Source organism: Microbacterium sp. NPDC089186, from assembly GCF_040685115.1.
Lineage (GTDB): Bacteria > Actinomycetota > Actinomycetes > Actinomycetales > Microbacteriaceae > Microbacterium > Microbacterium galbum.
Window position 1 is genome coordinate 222079 of the sequence record NZ_JBFBHJ010000002.1, and the last position, 17546, is coordinate 239624.

General features: G+C 71.7%; 15 protein-coding genes. 6 read left to right on the forward strand and 9 right to left on the reverse strand.

The genetic code is table 11. The features are described from left to right. Positions 1-27: 27 nt before the first annotated feature. Both AB0N82_RS07290 and AB0N82_RS07295 read right to left on the reverse strand, forming a co-directional pair. Positions 28-711 carry a response regulator transcription factor gene (locus AB0N82_RS07290; RefSeq protein ID WP_315994794.1) on the reverse strand — a complete coding sequence of 228 codons (684 nt, stop codon included), beginning with the start codon at positions 709-711 and terminating at the stop codon, positions 28-30. After that, the gene (locus tag AB0N82_RS07295; protein ID WP_315994795.1) at positions 708-1922 is read right to left on the reverse strand and encodes an ATP-binding protein; all 1215 of its coding nucleotides are present in this window, start codon (positions 1920-1922) and stop codon (positions 708-710) included. Before AB0N82_RS07295 ends, AB0N82_RS07290 begins: the two co-directional genes overlap by 4 nt. A gap of 172 nt (positions 1923-2094) precedes the next feature. Here AB0N82_RS07295 and phoU point away from each other — a divergent pair, with 172 nt between their 5' ends. After that, positions 2095-2778, forward strand: coding sequence for a phosphate signaling complex protein PhoU (phoU, locus tag AB0N82_RS07300; RefSeq protein ID WP_315994796.1), 684 nt, complete (start codon positions 2095-2097; stop codon positions 2776-2778). 57 nt (positions 2779-2835) lie between these two features. On the opposite strand, the gene AB0N82_RS07305 is transcribed toward phoU, so the two are convergent. After that, on the reverse strand, positions 2836-3582 hold the full coding sequence (locus AB0N82_RS07305) for a phosphoglyceromutase (RefSeq protein WP_315994797.1): 747 nt from the start codon (positions 3580-3582) through the stop codon (positions 2836-2838). A gap of 60 nt (positions 3583-3642) precedes the next feature. On the opposite strand from AB0N82_RS07305, the gene AB0N82_RS07310 reads away from it, so the two are divergent. Continuing rightward, positions 3643-4431, forward strand: a complete 789-nt coding sequence (locus tag AB0N82_RS07310) for a class I SAM-dependent methyltransferase (RefSeq protein WP_315994798.1) — start codon at positions 3643-3645, stop codon at positions 4429-4431. 84 nt (positions 4432-4515) lie between these two features. Here the strand turns inward: AB0N82_RS07310 and AB0N82_RS07315 are convergent, their stop codons facing one another. From AB0N82_RS07315 to AB0N82_RS07330, 4 genes are all read right to left on the reverse strand, one after another. Then, a complete protein-coding gene (locus tag AB0N82_RS07315) occupies positions 4516-5625 on the reverse strand; it encodes an FUSC family protein (RefSeq protein WP_315994799.1) in 1110 nt (369 codons plus the stop codon). Next, a complete protein-coding gene (locus AB0N82_RS07320; protein WP_363389883.1) occupies positions 5622-6710 on the reverse strand; it encodes a folate-binding protein in 1089 nt (362 codons plus the stop codon). Before AB0N82_RS07320 ends, AB0N82_RS07315 begins: the two co-directional genes overlap by 4 nt. 1 nt (position 6711) lies before the next feature. Continuing rightward, on the reverse strand, positions 6712-7311 hold the full coding sequence (locus AB0N82_RS07325; protein WP_315994801.1) for an FABP family protein: 600 nt from the start codon (positions 7309-7311) through the stop codon (positions 6712-6714). A gap of 131 nt (positions 7312-7442) precedes the next feature. Next, positions 7443-7733 carry a hypothetical protein gene (locus AB0N82_RS07330; RefSeq protein ID WP_315994802.1) on the reverse strand — a complete coding sequence of 97 codons (291 nt, stop codon included), beginning with the start codon at positions 7731-7733 and terminating at the stop codon, positions 7443-7445. A 117-nt stretch (positions 7734-7850) separates the two neighbouring features. On the opposite strand from AB0N82_RS07330, the gene AB0N82_RS07335 reads away from it, so the two are divergent. The 4 genes from AB0N82_RS07335 to AB0N82_RS07350 are packed head-to-tail and all read left to right on the forward strand — an operon-like array spanning position 7851 to position 12218. Next, the gene (locus tag AB0N82_RS07335) at positions 7851-8543 is read left to right on the forward strand and encodes a response regulator transcription factor (RefSeq protein ID WP_315994803.1); all 693 of its coding nucleotides are present in this window, start codon (positions 7851-7853) and stop codon (positions 8541-8543) included. Positions 8544-8599: 56 nt separating this feature from the next. After that, a complete protein-coding gene (locus tag AB0N82_RS07340; protein ID WP_363389888.1) occupies positions 8600-10768 on the forward strand; it encodes an RNA degradosome polyphosphate kinase in 2169 nt (722 codons plus the stop codon). Then, positions 10765-11703 (forward strand): NUDIX hydrolase, encoded by a 939-nt coding sequence (locus tag AB0N82_RS07345; protein WP_315994805.1) that lies wholly within the window; start codon positions 10765-10767, stop codon positions 11701-11703. Before AB0N82_RS07340 ends, AB0N82_RS07345 begins: the two co-directional genes overlap by 4 nt. Beyond that, entirely contained in the window at positions 11700-12218 is a 519-nt protein-coding gene (locus AB0N82_RS07350) for a hypothetical protein (protein ID WP_363389891.1), read from the forward strand. Before AB0N82_RS07345 ends, AB0N82_RS07350 begins: the two co-directional genes overlap by 4 nt. 61 nt (positions 12219-12279) lie before the next feature. Here the strand turns inward: AB0N82_RS07350 and AB0N82_RS07355 are convergent, their stop codons facing one another. Both AB0N82_RS07355 and AB0N82_RS07360 read right to left on the reverse strand, forming a co-directional pair. Next, complete coding sequence (locus AB0N82_RS07355; RefSeq protein WP_363389894.1) at positions 12280-13578, reverse strand: M1 family metallopeptidase; 1299 nt, start codon at positions 13576-13578, stop codon at positions 12280-12282. Beyond that, the gene (locus tag AB0N82_RS07360; protein WP_363389897.1) at positions 13575-17519 is read right to left on the reverse strand and encodes a Pls/PosA family non-ribosomal peptide synthetase; all 3945 of its coding nucleotides are present in this window, start codon (positions 17517-17519) and stop codon (positions 13575-13577) included. Before AB0N82_RS07360 ends, AB0N82_RS07355 begins: the two co-directional genes overlap by 4 nt. Positions 17520-17546 lie beyond the last annotated feature (27 nt).

The window sequence follows — 17546 nt, forward strand, 5'->3', positions numbered from 1 at the left end:
TCGTCGTCCGCGGGGGCGGGTCGAGCGTCAGGCCTCGAAGCGGTAACCGAGACCGCGCACCGTGACGAGCATGCTGGGCTCGCTGGGGTTCTGCTCGATACGGGAGCGGATGCGCTTGATGTGCACGTCGAGCGTCTTGGTGTCGCCGAAGTAGTCGGTCCCCCAGACGCGGTCGATGAGCTGACCGCGCGTGAGCACGCGTCCGGCGTTGCGCATGAGCACCTCCAGGAGCTCGAACTCCTTGAGGGGGATGCTGATCTCGCTCCCGTCCACGGCGACCGTGTGACGGTCGATGTCGAGCACCACCCGTCCGCCCGAGAGCACACGGTCGTCGAGATCGGCGTCATCGGGGGTGCGGCGGCGCAGCACGGCCCGCATCCGCGCGAGGAGCTCGCGCGTGGAGTAGGGCTTCGTGACGTAGTCGTCGGCGCCGAGCTCCAACCCCACCACGATGTCGACTTCGGAGTCCTTCGCGGTCAGCATGATGATCGGCACCTGAGAGGTCAGGCGCAACTGCCGGCACACCTCCGTCCCCGGCATCCCGGGGAGCATGAGGTCGAGCAGCAGGATGTCCGCTCCGCGCTCGCGGAAGGCCGCCAGGGCGAGCGCGCCGTCTTCGGCGATCTCGACCTCGTATCCTTCGCGGCGCAGCAGGTAGGCCAGCGGGTCGGCGAGGTCGGGCTCGTCCTCGACGATCAGAACGCGGGTCATGCGGTGTCTCCCTTCACGGGTGAGGCGATCGCTGCGGTGGCCTTTCGACCCTTGCGACGCGGTTTGGAACGGACGCTGTCGAGATCGGGGGTCTCCGACAGCGGAAGGCGGATGGTGAACGTCGACCCGCGGGAGGGCCGGGACCACAGGCGCACCTCGCCGCCGTGCCGCTGCACCGCGTGCTTCACGATGGACAGGCCGAGACCCGTTCCCCCGGTGCGTCGCGAGCGGGCCTGGTCGGCGCGGTAGAAGCGTTCGAACACCCGGTGCTGGTCGCTCTCGGGGATGCCGATCCCCCGGTCGGTGACGGCGATCTCCACGACGCCGTCGTCGAGCTTGACCCCGACGCCCACCTTCGAGCCCTCCGGTGAGTACGCGATCGCGTTGGCGACGAGATTGCCGAGCGCCTCGGTGAGGATCTGCGGTTCCCCGCGCACCCACAACCCCTTCGTGCCGCCGCGCACCACCGTCACCTGCGCGGCGTCCGCCTGCACCGTGTAGGCCTCGACCGCGGCGGTCACGACCTCGTCGATCGAGACGTCGCGCACGTCGCGCAGCTCGTCGGCCGCCTGCAGGCGCGACAGGCTCAGGATGCGATTGACCAGCGCGCTCAACCGGGTCACCTCGGCCTGCAGACGCGTGGAGAAGTGCCGCACCTGTGCGGGATCGTCTGCGGCGGACTCGATGGCCTCAGCGAGCAGGCTCACCGCACCGACGGGCGTCTTCAACTCGTGGCTGGTGTTGGCGACGAAGTCTCGCCGCATCTCCTCGACGCGCTCGCGCTCGGTGATGTCGCGCAGCACCAGCAGCGTCAGGCGTCCCGAGATGGGGGTGGCGCGCACCGCGACCAGCCTGGGTTCGGCGGGGGCGGCACCTCGGCGCAGACGCAGGTTCTCGGCGATGCCGGCGCCTGTGTCGCGGGCCACGCGGGCGACGCGCTTGAGCTCGTCGCTGGCGATCACCTCGCCCACCTGGACGCCGAACACCTCGGCCGCCGGCGAGAGCGCCAGCACCGTCGAGGAGGTGTCGCAGACGAAGGCGGGGTCGTCCATCGCATCCAGCATGGCCTCCACGCCCTCCGGAACCTCGGTCGAGGTCTGAGCCAGAGTGCGGTTCCGGGCGCGGATGGCTCCGGCGATGAGGCCGACCACCGCGGCCCCGATCAGCAGGCCTGCCAGGAGCGCGAGCAGCGAGAGCTGCGGTTGTTCCATATCCACAGCGTAAAGGGGTGGATGCGACGTCACCCGCCGTTCACCCCCGCCCGGGCCCGGGCAGCGGCTACTATTCACTGTCACAGCACCACTCGTTAACCTTCGCTGGGAAGAATCCCCGAGGGTTGCGGGACACCCATGTGCCGTGCCGCCGACGAGGAAGGTACCCGCGATGCGCGAAGTATTCCACCAGTCCCTCGAGGACGTCCAGAGCCGCCTGGTCGAGATCGCCGACCTCGTGACGGTCGCCATCGACCGCGCCACGCGCGCCTTCGGAACGAGCGACGTCGCCCTCGCCGAGGAAGTCATCGAGGCCGACGCGATCATCGATGAGAAGGCCGTCGAGCTCGACGAGCTGGCCATCGAGATCCTCGCCCGCCAGCAGCCCGTCGCCCGCGATCTGCGCATCGTCGTCACCGCCCTACGAGTAAGTGCGTCGCTCGAACGCATGGGCGACATGGCCGAGCACATCGCTCAGCTCGCCCGCTCGCGCTTCCCCGAGCGCGCCATCCCCAAGGGACTGCGCACGACGTTCACGCGCATGGGCGAGCTCGACGTCGAGGTGGCGCGCAAACTCGCCGAGCTGCTGCGCACGCAGGACCTCCGCATCGCCGAGTCCATCCGCGACACCGACGACGACATCGACGAGCTGCACATCAGCGTGTTCGAGAAGGTCCTCGGCGAGTCCTGGAAGGGCGAGGCCACCGCCACGGTCGACGCCACCCTCGCCAGCCGCTACCACGAGCGCTTCGCCGACCACGCGGTGTCCGTCGCGAAGAAGGTCGTCTACCTGGCCACGGGCGACTGGGCCGGTGCCGACGAGGAGGCCGAGCACGAGCCCAGCCCGGTCATCTGACCGCGTACACGACGAAGGGGTGGATGCCATGGCATCCACCCCTTCGTCGTGTCGGCGTCAGTGCTTGTTGCCCTGCGCGGCGACGGCGGCCGCGCCGGCGGCGGCGGCCTCGGGGTCGAGGTACTCACCCGGGCCGAGGGGCTTCAGGTCGTCGTCGAGGCGGTACACGAGCGGGATACCGGTGGGGATGTTGAGCTCGGCGATGTCGGCGTCACTGATGCCCTCGAGATGCTTCACGAGGCCGCGCAGCGAGTTGCCGTGCGCCGTCACGAGCACGGTCTTGCCCGCCTGCAGGTCGGGCACGATGTCGGAGTGCCAGTAGGGCAGCATGCGGTCGATGACGATGGCGAGCGACTCCGTGTCGGGCACCTCGCCGTCGATGCCCACGTAGCGCGGGTCGCCGACCTGGCTGTACTGGTCGTCGGCGGGCAGCGGCGGCGGCGGAACGTCGAACGAGCGGCGCCAGAGCATGAACTGCTCGTTGCCGAACTCTTCGAGGGTCTGCGCCTTGTCCTTGCCCTGCAGGGCGCCGTAGTGGCGCTCGTTGAGGCGCCACGAGCGCTTCACGGGGATCCAGAGGCGATCGGCTGCGTCGAGAGCGATGTTCGCCGTCTGGATCGCACGGCTGAGCACCGAGGTGTGCAGCACGTCGGGCAGCACGCCGGACTCGGCCAGCAGCTCGCCGCCGCGCTTCGCCTCGGCCTTGCCCTGGTCGGTGAGTCGCACGTCGACCCAGCCGGTGAACTGGTTGGTCTTGTTCCACTCGCTCTGCCCGTGGCGGAGGAGGATCAGCGTGTGAGGCATGACTCCATGCTATCGACGCGGGACCCGCGCTCTGCGAGTGGGTGCTGGCATCATGTCCGAGTGACACCCTCTCCCGTCGGACGCCCCACGCGCGGCACCACGGGGACCAATCGCCTGCGGCGCGTCGACCGGTGGATCGCGCGCCACCCCGTGCTCCGGCGCACCGACGACCCCCTCGTCGTCGACCTCGGATTCGGCGCGAGCGCGGTGACGCCCCTCGAACTCCTCGCCCGGCTGACGCGCCAGCGAACGGATGCCACCGTCCTCGGCCTCGAGATCGACCCCGAACGGGTCGCGCGTGCGCGGGAGCAGGCCGCGGGGGTCGCCGGCATCGCGTTCGCGCGGGGCGGCTTCGAGGTCCCCGTGTCGGACGGTCGACGCCCGGCCGTCATCCGGGCGATGAACGTGCTGCGCCAGTACGACGAGGCCGACGTCGCCGATGCGTGGGCACGCATGTGCGGCCGCCTGCAGCCCGACGGCATCCTCGTCGAAGGCACGTGCGACGAGATCGGACGCATCGCCACCTGGGCGGAGGTGGGGGCGGATGCCGTGCCGCGCAGCCTCACGGTGTCGCTGAGCCTGAGCCACCTGGACTCCCCCGCCGTCGCGGCGGAGCGACTGCCGAAGGCGCTCATCCATCGCAACGTCGCCGGAGAGCGCGTGCACGAGTTCGTGGCATCCCTCGATCGGGAATGGACGCGCGCGGCGGTGGTGGCGCCCTTCGGCCCGACCCATCGCTGGCGCACGGCGATGGCCGCCCTCGCCGCCGAGGGCTGGCCGCTGGTCCGGCGCGAGAGATGGCGACTGGGTGAGGTCGGGGTGGCGTGGGAGGCGGTCGCTCCGCGGTGAGTCGCGCGGAGCGCCCGATGGCGGCGGGATCGCCGACGACGACTGCGCCGAATCGCGACGAAGGGAGCCCGCCGGCGGCAGCCGTCAGATCCGCGGCAGGAGTGCGCGCGCCTCGGCTGAGGGCATCCCCGCCGCGACGAGCAGGTCGACGGCGAGCGGGCGCATCGCGGCGACGAGATTGAGCTCGCCGATGCCGCCGTCGGGCATGAGCCGCGCGGGGTCGAGGCGGCGGGTGAGGCCGGTGAGCGCCTCCCGCGCCGCGGGCTCCATCGAGATGTCGTCGAGGCCGTCGCGCACGAGGGCGGCCGCTCGAGCGAGCTCGGCGAGGAGGTCGGCGGGCACCGGGCGAGGCTGGCCGTCGGCGCAGAGGTAGGCGGCGCGCCGCGCCACGACGCGCAGGTTGCGCGTCGCGAGGTCGAGCGCCTCCCGCACGCGCTCGTGGCGCTGCAGCTCGGTGCGCTGACGGCGCAGGAACGGTGAGATCCTCGCCACCTCGCGGCCGGACTCCAGCGACCCGCTCCAGGCGTCGACGTAGGTCTGCAGTGAACGCGCCCGCTCCAAACCCCGCTCCGCCCGAGCGCGGTCGCCCTTGCGCAGGGCCCGGACGATCGTGGCCATCGCCGCATCCACGGCGTCGAACAGCTCGTCGGCGTCGCGCAGCTCCGTGCGCCGCAGCGTTCGTGGGATGAGGGCCGTCACCGCCAGCGCCGCGACACCGCCGACCGCCCCGTCCACGAGGCGCAGGAACGGCGCGCCCGAGACGAGCACCAGCGCGATGAGCGACTGCACCACCGCGGCGAGCGCGAACCCCGGCTGCGGCGAGAGGAAACGCGCAACGACGAGTGTGACGGCCATCGCCACCGCGATCTGCCACCACCCGGCGCCCGCCACGAGCAGCACCACCTCGGCGATGAGGATGCCGACGAGCATGCCCAGGACGGTCTCCGCCACTCGCCATGGTCTCGCGTCGCGCACCAGACCGAGGCTCGATACGGTCACGGTGGCGGCGAGCAGGGGCACGGGATGGCCGAGCACGAAGTGCGCGAAGGCGAAAGCGGCCGTCGCGGCGACGACGATCTGCGCGATCGCGGGCACCGACTCGCGTACACGATGCAGCCGGCGCGACAGCGTCGACCGCCAGCGTGAACGAGGGACGACGACCCCGACGGTCGTCGACGACTCGTCGGTGCTCATTCCGTGGCGCGGCGGCGGCCCAGGCGCGGCAGTCGCGGGACCGCGGCGGTCGCTCCGGCATCCGCCGGGACGACCGTCTCGGCGGATGCCGCGAGCGGGCCGTCGGCGGTCATGACGACCAGGGGCACGTCCTCGGGAGCGGTGCGCTTCACGAGGGCGAGGGCGATCGGCCCCTCCTCGTGGTGGACGGCGACCGACGTGATGGTCCCGATCACCGCGTCGCCGGCGCGCACCTCATCGCCCCGAGCGGGCAGGATGTTGTCGCTGCCGTCGAGCTGCAGGGCGACCACACGGCGCGGCGGATGACCGAGGTTGTGCACCTTGGCCACCGTCTCCTGCCCGCGGTAGCAGCCCTTCGACAGGTGCACGGCCGTGCGCAGCCAGTCCATCTCGTGCGGCAGCAGCCGCTCGTCGGCGTCGACGCCCACGCGCGGGCGCCATGCCGCGACACGCAGCGCCTCGACGGCATCGAGACCGGCCAGCGCGACCTCGCCGCGCACGGCGGCATCCACCAGACGCGCGTACTCCGCGGCATCCAGGATCGCCTCGGACCAGTCGCGCTCGGCACCCGGGTGCGGCTCGACCCGGGCGTAGGCCCACCCGCCGGGAGAGACCTCCGGCCACGGGTCGACCCACACGGGTGCGACCGTCGTCAACGCCGCCACGGCTGCGCGCGTGCCACCCACGACGAACAGGTCGTCGGAGCGATCGCGCACCTCCACGCGCAGGCGGAAGCGCATACGGGTCAGCCACGCCGCGAGGGCCTCGGCGTCCGTCGCGTCCACGAGCAGCCACGTGGTCTCGCCGTCGTCGACCACCGCGGCCGCGTGCTCGACACGACCCTGCGGATCGAGGATGAGCAATTCGGTCGAGACGCCGGGAGCGAGGTGAGTCAGGGCCTGCGACGACAGCGAGTCCAGCCAGCTGCGGCGGTCCTCACCACCGACCGAGATGACGCGACGGTCGCCGAGGGGGGCGAGGGCCTGCCCGGATGCGAGCTTGCGCTGCTCCGTGACGGGCGAGCCGACGTGGCGGAGACCCCGCTCGTCGGCGACGGCACCGGGGACGTCCGTGAGCGCGCTCACGTCACTCCGCCCGCGCGAGACGGGCCGAGGCGTGCGATCCGAGCTCGCGCCCGAGGGCGGCGATGTCCCACGCCCAGAGCAGGTGGTTGTCGACGAGACCGTAGAGGCGCGTGGCGGCCGTGTAGGGCTTGGCGCCGGCGGTGCGCACGACCGCGTCGGTCGCGAGGTCGATCCGCGGGCCCTTCACCTGCCCGACGTAGAGCTCGAGCACGCCGTCGGCGTGCGCCAGGCTGACCTCGATGTCGAAGCCGCCGTCGGCGTTGCGCAGGGCTTCCACGTCGTCGGCGGAGCGCTCGGCAGCTGCGGCGGTCGCCGGCAGCAGCGCAGGGCCCGCATCGGCGTCGGAAGCGGGGCGCGCCAGACGCCAGTACCCGATCTCGGAGACGAGGGGGCGACGTTCGTTTCCGTCGAGCAGCCAGGCGTCGGCCGAGTAGTTGAGGAAGGCGCCTCCGTCGTGGCTGAAGCTCACGCGATGCGCGAACTCACCGGAGAAGGTGCGACCGCCGGCCTCGTAGTCGATGACGCCGGTGCCCTCCCAGACGCCGACGAGCCACGACAGGGGGACGAGGTCGGCCGGGAGGTCTGTCGGGATCTCGATCACGAGAGCGCTCAGCGCTGGCCGCGATAGAGGTTCCAGATGACCGTTCCCGACACGAAGGCGATCGCCAGCGAGGCGAGGCCGAGAAGTCCCACGAAGAACAGTTCGAGCGCGAGGAGGTCCATACGTCGATCTTAGAGGGCGGCGAGCTCGGCCAGCGCGAAACCGGCCGTGATGACGCCGAGGACGACGAGTGCGCCGAGGCTGCTGAGCGCCATCCGCTGGATGAACGCCTGCGACCGGCCGTACCAGAGCTGCACGGCGAAGGCGGCGATGATGCAGCCGCCCAGCGCGACGCTGATCCACTGGGCGCGCCATTCCGCCGGGACGAACAGCCCGATCGCCACGCCGGCCAGAGCGGCCAGCACCCAGATGGCGACGATCCCGCCGAAGGTGCGCCGCGGAGCGAGGTCGGGAGTGGACATGCCCCCCATCATCGCCCAGGAGGCGTCGTCGGCGCACGCGAAGCGCCGGTGACGGTGCGCCGCGGCGCGTCACCCTAAGATGATCGGGTGCGCGGCAGGCCGCGCGGGGAGGTCCACTTGGCTCAGCTTCTCGTTCTCAGCTCCGCCCCCGGCGGCGGTGCGGCGCTGCCCGCGCTCGAATTGCTGAGCCACCGCGTGCGCCAGATCCCCGCCGAGGCAGCGCAGCTGATCAACGCCCCCAGCGCCGACGTCATCTTCATCGACGCCCGCTTCGACCTTGTCGGCGCGAAGTCGCTGTGCAAGATCATGTCGACCACCGGCGTCGAGGCCCCGCTGGTCCTCATCGTCACGGAGGGCGGGCTCACGGCCGTCTCGACCGACTGGGGCATCGACGACGTCGTGCTCGTGGGTGCCGGCCCGGCAGAGATTGACGCGCGCATCCGCCTCGCCATGGGGCGCCGCACCGTCGACCAGGTCTCCACGCGCATCCAGACCTCCGGCATCACGATCGACGAGTCGTCGTACTCGGCGAAGGTGCACGGCAAGCCGCTCGACCTCACCTACAAGGAGTTCCAGCTCCTGCACTTCTTCGCCACGCACCCCTCCCGCGTCTTCACGCGCGAGCAACTGCTCAGCGAGGTGTGGGGCTACGACTATTTCGGCGGCACCCGCACGGTCGACGTGCACGTGCGACGCCTGCGCGCCAAGCTCGGCGATCTCGAGCAGCTCATCGGCACCGTGCGCAACGTCGGCTACCGCTTCAACGTCTATGAGGACGACGCGCCCGCCACGGCATCCGCCCCGGCCTGAGACGCGCGGAACCGCCCGTTCACTCCCGTGTCACCGACCCCTGCAATGATGTGGGGATGATGGAACACGACGCGCTGGATGCCGGACTCGGCGACGCCGACGACGACGACTTCGACGAGGCGGTCGAAGCCGAGGACGACCAGCTCCCCGACCACCGGTACCTCGACCGCGAGGTGAGTTGGCTCGCGTTCAACCAGCGTGTGCTCGAGCTCGCCGAGGACCCGACCGTCCCGGTCCTGGAGCGCGCGAACTTCCTGGCCATCTTCGCCAGCAACCTCGACGAGTTCTTCATGGTGCGCGTCGCGGGTCTCAAGCGCCGCATCGTCACGGGGCTCGCCGTCCCCACCAACGTCGGTCGCGCCCCGCTCGACGTCCTTGCCGACATCTCCGCCGAGGCTCACCGCCTGCAGCTGCGTCACGCCGCCGCATGGACCGAGAAGGTGCGCCCCGCCCTCGCCGAGGCCGGTATCGAGGTCGTGACCTGGGACTCGCTCGACGACGACACCGCCGCGCGCCTGACCGAGTACTTCCAGCGCAACGTGTTCCCGGTGCTCATGCCCCTCGCGGTCGACCCGGCGCATCCGTTCCCCTACATCTCGGGGCTCTCGCTCAACCTCGCCATCCGCATCCGCAACGCCCGCACCGGGCGCCAGGAGTTCGCCCGTCTCAAGGTGCCGCCGATGCTGCCGAGGTTCGTCGAGGTCGCCGGCGACGGCCCGGGGGTGCGCTACCTGCCCCTCGAGGAGCTCATCTCGAACCATCTCGGCGACCTCTTCCCGGGAATGGAGGTGCTCGACCACCATGCGTTCCGCCTCACCCGCAACGAGGACATGACGATCGAGGAGGACGAGACCGAGAACCTCATCCAGGCCCTCGAGGCCGAGTTGCTGCGCCGCCGCTTCGGCCCGCCCATCCGTCTCGAGATCACCGAGGACATGGATGACGTGACCCGGGCGCTGCTGCTGAGCGAACTCGACATCACCGAGCAGGAGGTCTACCGCCTGCCCGGGTCGCTCGATCTGCGCGGCCTGTTCGATCTCTCGCGGATCGACCGCCCCGACCTGCACTACCCCCCGCACGTTCCCAAGACCGCCCTGGCCTTCCAGCCGCCGGAGCAGAACGGGCGCGCCGACCTCTTCGGGGCGATCCGCAAGGGCGACGTGCTCGTGCACCACCCCTACGAGTCGTTCGCGACCAGCGTGCAGGCCTTCCTCGAGCAGGCCGCGCGCGACCCGCACGTGCTCGCCATCAAGCAGACGCTGTACCGCACCTCGGGCGACAGCCCGATCGTGCAGGCGCTCATCGACGCCGCGGAGGCCGGCAAGCAGGTGCTCGCGCTGGTGGAGGTGAAGGCGCGCTTCGACGAGGCGAACAACATCGTCTGGGCCCGCAAGCTCGAGAAGGCCGGCGTGCACGTCGTCTACGGACTCGTGGGCCTGAAGACCCACTGCAAGCTCGCCCTCGTCATCCGCGAGGAAGAGGGGCGTCTGCGCCACTACAGCCACGTCGGCACCGGCAACTACAACCCCAAGACGAGCCGCATCTACGAGGACTTCGGTCTGTTCACGGTCGACGACCAGGTCGGGCGTGATCTCACCCGCCTGTTCAACGAGCTGAGCGGCTACGCGATCGAGAAGAAGTTCAAGCGGCTGCTCGTCGCGCCCCTGCACCTGCGCAAGGGCCTGCTGCGCCACATCGAGAAGGAGCGGCAGAACGCCCTCGCCGGCAAATCGTCGGGCGTGCGCATCAAGGTCAACTCGATGGTCGACGAGCAGATCATCGACGCCCTGTACCGGGCCAGCCAGGCCGGCGTCCCGGTCGAGGTGTGGGTGCGCGGCATCTGCTCGATCCGGCCCGGCGTCCCGGGGATGAGCGAGAACATCACGGTGCGCTCGATCCTCGGCCGTTACCTCGAGCACTCGCGCATCTTCTCGTTCGCGAACGACGGGGATCCGCAGATCTTCATCGGCAGCGCCGACATGATGCACCGCAACCTCGACCGCCGCGTCGAGGCTCTCGTGCGCGTGATCGACGAGAACCAGCTGCGCGAGCTGACGACCCTGTTCGATCTGGCCATGGACGACGGCACCAGCTCGTGGCACCTGGGGTCGGAAGGCGAGTGGACGCGTCACAGCGTCGACGCCGAGGGCGCCCCGCTGATCGACCTGCAGGAGCACACCATGGCGCTCGTGCAGCGCAAACGACGCGCCCGGACGGCCCGGTGACGGAGACGGCCGTCTACGCCGCGGGCGGTGTCGTGTGGCGGGTGGTCGAGGGGAAGCTCCGTGTTCTCCTCATCCACCGCACCAAGTACCGCGACCTGACGCTGCCCAAGGGCAAGGTCGACCCCGGCGAGACCCTCGCCGAGACCGCCGTGCGCGAGATCCGGGAGGAGACCGGCATCCGCGTGGCCCTCGGCGTGCCCGTGGGGGTGTCGCGTTATCGGATGCCGAACGGCCGGACGAAGATCGTGCACTACTGGGCGGCCGAGGCGACCGACGCGGCCGTGCGCACCTCCAGCTTCGTGCCGAACAAGGAGGTCGCGGCGATCGAGTGGATGAGCCTGAAGAAGGCACGGAAGAGCCTCAGCTATCCCGTCGATGTCGAGATCCTCGACGAGTTCCAGCGCTTGGTCGACGAGCGTGCTCTGCCGACCTTCCCCATCGTCGTCCTCCGACACGCCAAGGCGCGCTCGCGCGACGACTGGGACGGCGCCGACGACGCGCGTCCGCTCACCCCTCGCGGTCGGCGGCAGTCGCAGGCGATCGTGGGACCGCTGCTCGCGTTCGGCGTGCGGAGGGTCATCTCGAGCCCCGCCGAGCGGTGCGTCCGCACCGCGACGCCCATCGCGCAGGCCATCGGCCAACGCGTGCAGTTCTCCGCGTCGATCAGCCAGGACGCGTGGGAGGAGGGACGCGCCGACGCGCGGTCGGTCATCGGCCAGCGGGTGCGGTCACGCAAACCCGTCGTGCTCACCAGCCACGGCCCGGTGCTCCCCGACATCCTGCACGAGCTCGCGCTGGCCACCGGCACGATGAGCGGGTCGTACCTGGGCAGCGCCTCGGCGCTCGAGCCGGCCGCGTTCTCGGTCGTGCACGTGCCGGTGGAGCACCCGGGCGCGGGGATCGTGGCGATCGAGACGCACGAGCCGCAGGTGTGACGCTCCCCGCCGGGCTCACCGTCGCCTGGGGCGAGGTCCCCGCGGGCGTCGCCCGTCGCGCGGTGTCGAGGCGCCTCCTCGGCCGGCTCCTGCCCGAGGCGCGCTTTGCCTCGCGGTGCCCGGCCTGCGCGGGCGACCACGGTCGCGTGCACGTGGAGGGGGCGGATGCCACGGTCTCGGTGTCGTACGCACCGGGATGGGCGGTCGTCGCGATGATCCGCGAGCGCACGCGGCTCGGTGTGGACGCTGCTCCCCGTGAGGTGCGCGGGTTGGAGCGGGTGCGACCGGACGCGACGGCGCAGGCCATCGATTGGGCCCGCGTCGAGGCGGTGCTCAAGGCGGACGGCCGAGGACTCGCGGTCGACCCGGCGCGGGTCGAGGTCCGCTCGGACGGCACCGCCTGGACCGCGACCATCCGGCCCGGCGCTCTCGACGGCGCGACGTCGTCCGTCGTCTGGCGCGGCTGGGACCTCGACGCCCCCGATGGACTCGTCGCGGCGATCTCCCTGTCCTGAGGCGATCGCGCTATCGAGCCCCACGACGTGATCGCCCGAGAGGGCGCGGCGCGCGACCCGCTCAGGGACGAGGGGGAAGAGCCCGGTGGTCGATCCATCGCGACAGCACCGTCGCGGCATCCCCTCCCCCGGCAGCCTCCACGGCGCGGCGGAAGTCGTCGGTCGTCACGAGGCGGTGACGATGCTCGGCCGTCCACGCGCGCAGCAGGTCGAAGAACGCGGCGTCACCGACCTCGCGCCGAACCGCGTGCAGGGCGATCGCGCCACGTTTGTAGACGCGGTCGTCGAACATGTCGTCGGGACCGGGGTCGACCAGCAGCAGGTCGCGGGGCTTCGCCACCAGACCCGCGTAGTTCTCGGCGACGCAGGTCTCGACGTCGGTGCCGCCGGACTCCTCCGACCACAGCCACTCCGCGTAGCAGGCGAAGCCCTCGTTCAGCCAGATGTCGCTCCAGCGCGCGAGTCCGACGCTGTTGCCGAACCACTGGTGGGCGAGTTCGTGGGCGACGAGCCGCTGCGCAGCGGGGACGAGGTGGTTCATGCCGAAAACGGCGAGCCCCTGCGCCTCGAGCGGGATCTCCAGCTCGTCGGCCGTCACGACGAGGCTGCACGCCTCCTGGGGATAGGGGCCGAACAGCCGGTCGAACAGCCGCAGCATGTCGGGCACCGTCGCGAATGCCCGATCCGCGGCCGACGTCAACGCGGGCGGAGCCGTGACCGACACGGGCGGGATGACGCCGTCGCCGCTGCCGACGAGCGGACGCGTCCGGTACCGACCGACGTGGACCGCCGCGAGATAGGTCGCCGTGGGCACGTCGGAGGTGAAAGTCGTCGTCACCCGTCCGCCGCGGCGGGCGGTCGCTCCCGCCACCCCGGTGGCCGCGACCGCGTAGCCGTCGTCGATGGTGATCTCCATCCGCATGCGCGCCCGGGCATCGGGGCGGTCGTTGCACGGGAACCACGTGGGGGCACCGATCGGCTGCCCCGCGACCAGGGCGCCGTCGGTCAGCTCCTCCCAGCCCACCGTGCCCCACCGCGAGCGTCGAGGGGCGGGGGCACCACCGTATGTCACCTCCACCGCGAAGCGCTCCCCCGGCGCGATCGTGCGGCCGGGGCTGACGCGCAGCACGCGCGGTCCCGCGGCGAAACGCGCGGGGGCGCCGTCCATCCGGACGCGTCCGGTCCGCAGGCCGACGAGGTCGAGGGCGAACGACGACAGGGATTCCCGGGCGATGCCCACGATCGTCGCCACCCCGTCGAGGCGGTTGGTGCGGACGCGATAGGTCAGAGACAGGTCGTACGACTCGACGTCGTACGACCTGTCTCCGCTCTGCGGGGCGTAGGAATCGGCGCCGCTCACGTCGTCGACTGGTAGGCGCGCACCTTCACCGCGCGCCAGGGGCCGATGGGATTGCCGCTCCACCGCGAGCCGACGGGGACGGTCTCCCCGCGCATGACCAGCGAGGCCGGACCGACGGTCGCGTGCGCGCCCAGGGTCGAGGCGGGCAGCACCACGCTGTGAGGCCCGAGGGTCGCCCCGGGCTCGAGCTCGACGGTGTCCATGCTCATGATTCGATCATGGAAAAGGTGCGTCTGCACCACGCAGCCCCGATTGACCGTCGACGCGTCGCCGAGCGTCACGAGATCGGGCTCCGGCAGCCAATAGCTGTCGCACCACACGCCCCGGCCGATGCGCGCGCCCAGGCTGCGCAACCAGACCGCAAGGGCCGGCGTCCCGGCCGCCGCGCGGGCGAACCAGGGTGCGGCGACCATCTCGGTGAAGGTGTCCGACACCTCGGTGCGCCAGACGAAGCTCGACCACAACGGCTGCTCCCCGGCCCGGATGACGCCGACGATGGCCCACTTCGCCGCGGTCGACATCCCGGCCGCCACCGCACCGGCCGCAAGCATCACGACCCCCGACAGCAGCAGCGTCCACACGGGGCCGAGGCCCTCCCACAGCGCGGCGAGCGCGAAGATCACGCCGAGGCCGATGCCGCACGTCACGACCACCGGAACGAAACGGCACAGCTCCCACAGCGTGCGGGCCAGCCGGAGCCGCGCCGTCGGCCGGTACGTGCGCGACTCGTCGCCCTCCGCGGACAACCGTCGCAGGCGCACCGCGGGCGAACCGAGCCACGACGACCCGGCCTTCGCTTTGCGCGGCGCGGCCGACAGCACGGCCACGAGCCCGTCGCGCGGCACGCGGTGGCCCGGAGCCGCCATCCCCGAGTTGCCCAGGAATGCGCGCTTCCCGATGCGCACGGGCCCGAGTCGCAGCCACCCGGCGTGCAGTTCGTAGGAGGCGACCATGGTGTCGTCGGCGAGGAACGCACCGTCCTCGATGCGGGTCATCGACGGGATGAGCAGAACCGTGGACGCCTCGACGTCGCGACCGACGCGCGCGCCCAGCATCCGCAGCCAGACGGGGGTGAACAGCGACGAGTACAGCGGGAAGAGGATCGTGCGCGCGGCATCCAGGAGGCGCTCGATCGTCCAGGCCTGCCACGCGACGCGGCTGCGCACGGGATGCGTCCCCTCGACGAGACCGACCGAGAGCAGCCGCACGAGCAGCACCACGGATGCCGCGAACACGAGGCCGGTCACCGCGACGGCGGGCACGAGCCACGCGAAGGCCGCTCCCGCGGCGGCGCCGAGGGTCGCGGATCCGCGCACCCCGTGCGCGAGCACGAGCCCGCCGACGGTGAAGGCGGACAACGGTAGGAGGGCGAGCAACACCGCCGAACCGGCGTAAGCCCAGAGCCACCGCGTCGGTGTGGCCGGGCGCTCCGTCGGCCAGTCCTTGGCGGTGCCGCCGACGCGGACGGCGGGGGAACCGGCCCAGGACTGGTCGGCCTTCACGCGGCCGAAGACGGCCGAACCCGGCGCGATCTCGGCGCGTCGCCCGATGCGCGTTCCCGGCGCGAGGGTGGAGCGCGCCCCCACCGTCGCCTCTGCGCCGATGCGCACCTCGCCGATGCGCACGAGGTCGCCGTCGATCCAGTACCCGGTGAGATCCACCTCCGGTTCGATCGACGCACCGTCGCCGACGACGAGCAGCCCCGTCACCGGCGGCAGCGCGTGCAGATCGACGTCGCGCCCGATCCGCGCGCCGAGCGCGCGCGCGTAGTACGACACCCACGGCGCCCCCGCCAGGCCGACCGCATCCACCTGATCGGAGATCTGCTCGGCGAGCCAGAGTCGGATGTGCACCCAGCCTCCGCGCGGATAGTCACCCGCGCGGACCCCCGCGAGCAGGAGACGAGCGGATGCCACGGCGATCGCCATGCGCCCGAAGGGCGTCGCGAACACGAGCAGGCCGATCACCAGCACGGGCCACGGGACGCTCGGCAGCACGTCGAATCCGGGCAGGAGCCGCAGGATCGCGGACGCGGTGAGCAGGTACAGGAGCCATCGGATGCCGGAGAGGATGAACAGCGGAGCGCCCAGCACCGTCTGCACCCATTGCGTCGTGCGCGGCGTCGGGGCGGCCCGGTGGAAGGATGCCGGCGTCTCATCGGCCAACCGCGGTCCGAGCGCCTTGGCCATCGCACCCAGCCGCGGCACGTCGTAGATGTCGGCCACCGAGAACTCCGGCACACGGGCGCGGATGCGCGAGACGAGCTGCGCCGCGGCGAGGGACCCGCCCCCGAGGTCGAAGAAGTCGGCCTTGCGATCGGTGACCGGCATTCCCAGCACCGCCTGCCACTGCTCGGCGAGCCAGGACTCGTCGGCCGAGAAGTCGGTGGCGGCGGGGGTTTCCACCCCGGGCAACGGCCACGGCAGCGCCGCGCGATCGACCTTCCCCGAGGTGCGCACGGGCAGCGACTCGACGACACCCAGAAGCGGGATGGTCGCCGCCGGCAGACGCTCGGCCAGCAGCGCGCGGGCCGCGTGCCGGTCGAGCTCACGACCCTCCTCCATCACGAGGTATCCCACGAGCACCGGTACGCCGGCTTCGGTCGTGCGCACGGCGACGGTCGCCGCGCTCACCTGCGGCAGGTCCTGGAGGGCCGACTCGACCTCGCCCAGCTCGATGCGGCGGCCCCCGACCTTCACCTGATCGTCGGCGCGACCCTGGAACACCAGCCCCTCCGTATCGAAGCGCACGAGATCGCCCGAGCGGTACGCCCGCTCCCAGCCGAGTGTCGGCATCGGCGCGTATTTCTCGGCATCCTTGGCCGGATCGAGATAGCGCGCGAGCCCCACACCCCCGATGATCAGCTCGCCGACCTCTCCCTCGGCCACCGGCCGACCCTCGCCGTCGACCACGGCGAGCGCCCACCCGTCGAGCGGCAGGCCGATGCGCACGGGAAGCGAGCCGTCCAGCGGTGCGGCGCAGGCCACGACGGTGGCCTCGGTCGGGCCGTAGGTGTTCCACACCTCGCGCCCCTCGGCGACGAGGCGGGCGGCGAGCTCGGGCGGACAGGCCTCGCCACCGAAGATCAGCAGGCGCACGTTCTCGATGGAGTCCGCGGGCCACATCGCGGCGAGGGTGGGCACGGTGGACACGACCGTGATGCCCTGACGCAGCAGCCACGGCGCCAGGTCCTCCCCGGACCGCACGAGAGAGCGAGGGGCGGGGACGAGGCACGCGCCATGCCCCCAGGCGAGCCACATCTCCTCGCACGAGGCGTCGAAGGCGACGGACAGACCGGCCAGCACGCGGTCTCCCGGGCCGAGCGGCTCGTCCTGCACGAAGATGCGTCCCTCGGCTTCGACGAACGCCGCCGCGGATCGGTGCGAGACGGCGACTCCCTTCGGCACCCCCGTCGACCCCGAGGTGAAGATGATCCAGGCGTCGTCGTCGACGGAGGGCGGCGCCACGATCGGCACGGCGCTCGTACTCGGGTGGGGCGCCTCTCCCTCGTACAACCGCACGAGGTCGCCCGTACCGTCGCCCGAGACGAACTCCCCGTCGCCCGCGACGATCCCGCGCACGCCCGCCTCCCCGAACACCAGCCGCGCTCTCTCGTCGGGGTCGTCGGCATCGACGGGAACATAGGCCGCCCCCGCAGCCATCACCGCGAGGATCGAGACGTAGAGCTCCTTCGACCCCGACGGCATCCGCACCCCCACCCGGTCACCGCGGCGTACGCCGGCATCGTGCAGGGCCGCGGCCGTCCGCCAGACGCGCGCCAGCAGCTCGCGGTAGCTGAGGGCGCCCGAACCGTCGTCGATCGCCGATGCTTCCGGATGCCGGGCGGCCACCGCCGACAGCAGATCGATGAGCGTGCGCGCGGGGGCGGCGGAAGCCGTTCGATCGAGCGGGCCCTGGGCGGCGAAGGCAGAGGTCGTCACGGGGCTGAACAGTACAAGGCCCAGGCG

Bases quoted from the DNA above. Each gene is read 5' to 3' on its own strand.
- AB0N82_RS07290 (WP_315994794.1), bottom strand. From the start codon at position 711: ATGACCCGCGTTCTGATCGTCGAGGACGAGCCCGACCTCGCCGACCCG.
- AB0N82_RS07295 (WP_315994795.1), bottom strand. From the start codon at position 1,922: ATGGAACAACCGCAGCTCTCGCTGCTCGCGCTCCTGGCAGGCCTGCTG.
- phoU (WP_315994796.1), top strand. From the start codon at position 2,095: ATGCGCGAAGTATTCCACCAGTCCCTCGAGGACGTCCAGAGCCGCCTG.
- AB0N82_RS07305 (WP_315994797.1), bottom strand. From the start codon at position 3,582: ATGCCTCACACGCTGATCCTCCTCCGCCACGGGCAGAGCGAGTGGAAC.
- AB0N82_RS07315 (WP_315994799.1), bottom strand. From the start codon at position 5,625: ATGAGCACCGACGAGTCGTCGACGACCGTCGGGGTCGTCGTCCCTCGT.
- AB0N82_RS07330 (WP_315994802.1), bottom strand. From the start codon at position 7,733: ATGTCCACTCCCGACCTCGCTCCGCGGCGCACCTTCGGCGGGATCGTC.
- AB0N82_RS07340 (WP_363389888.1), top strand. From the start codon at position 8,600: ATGATGGAACACGACGCGCTGGATGCCGGACTCGGCGACGCCGACGAC.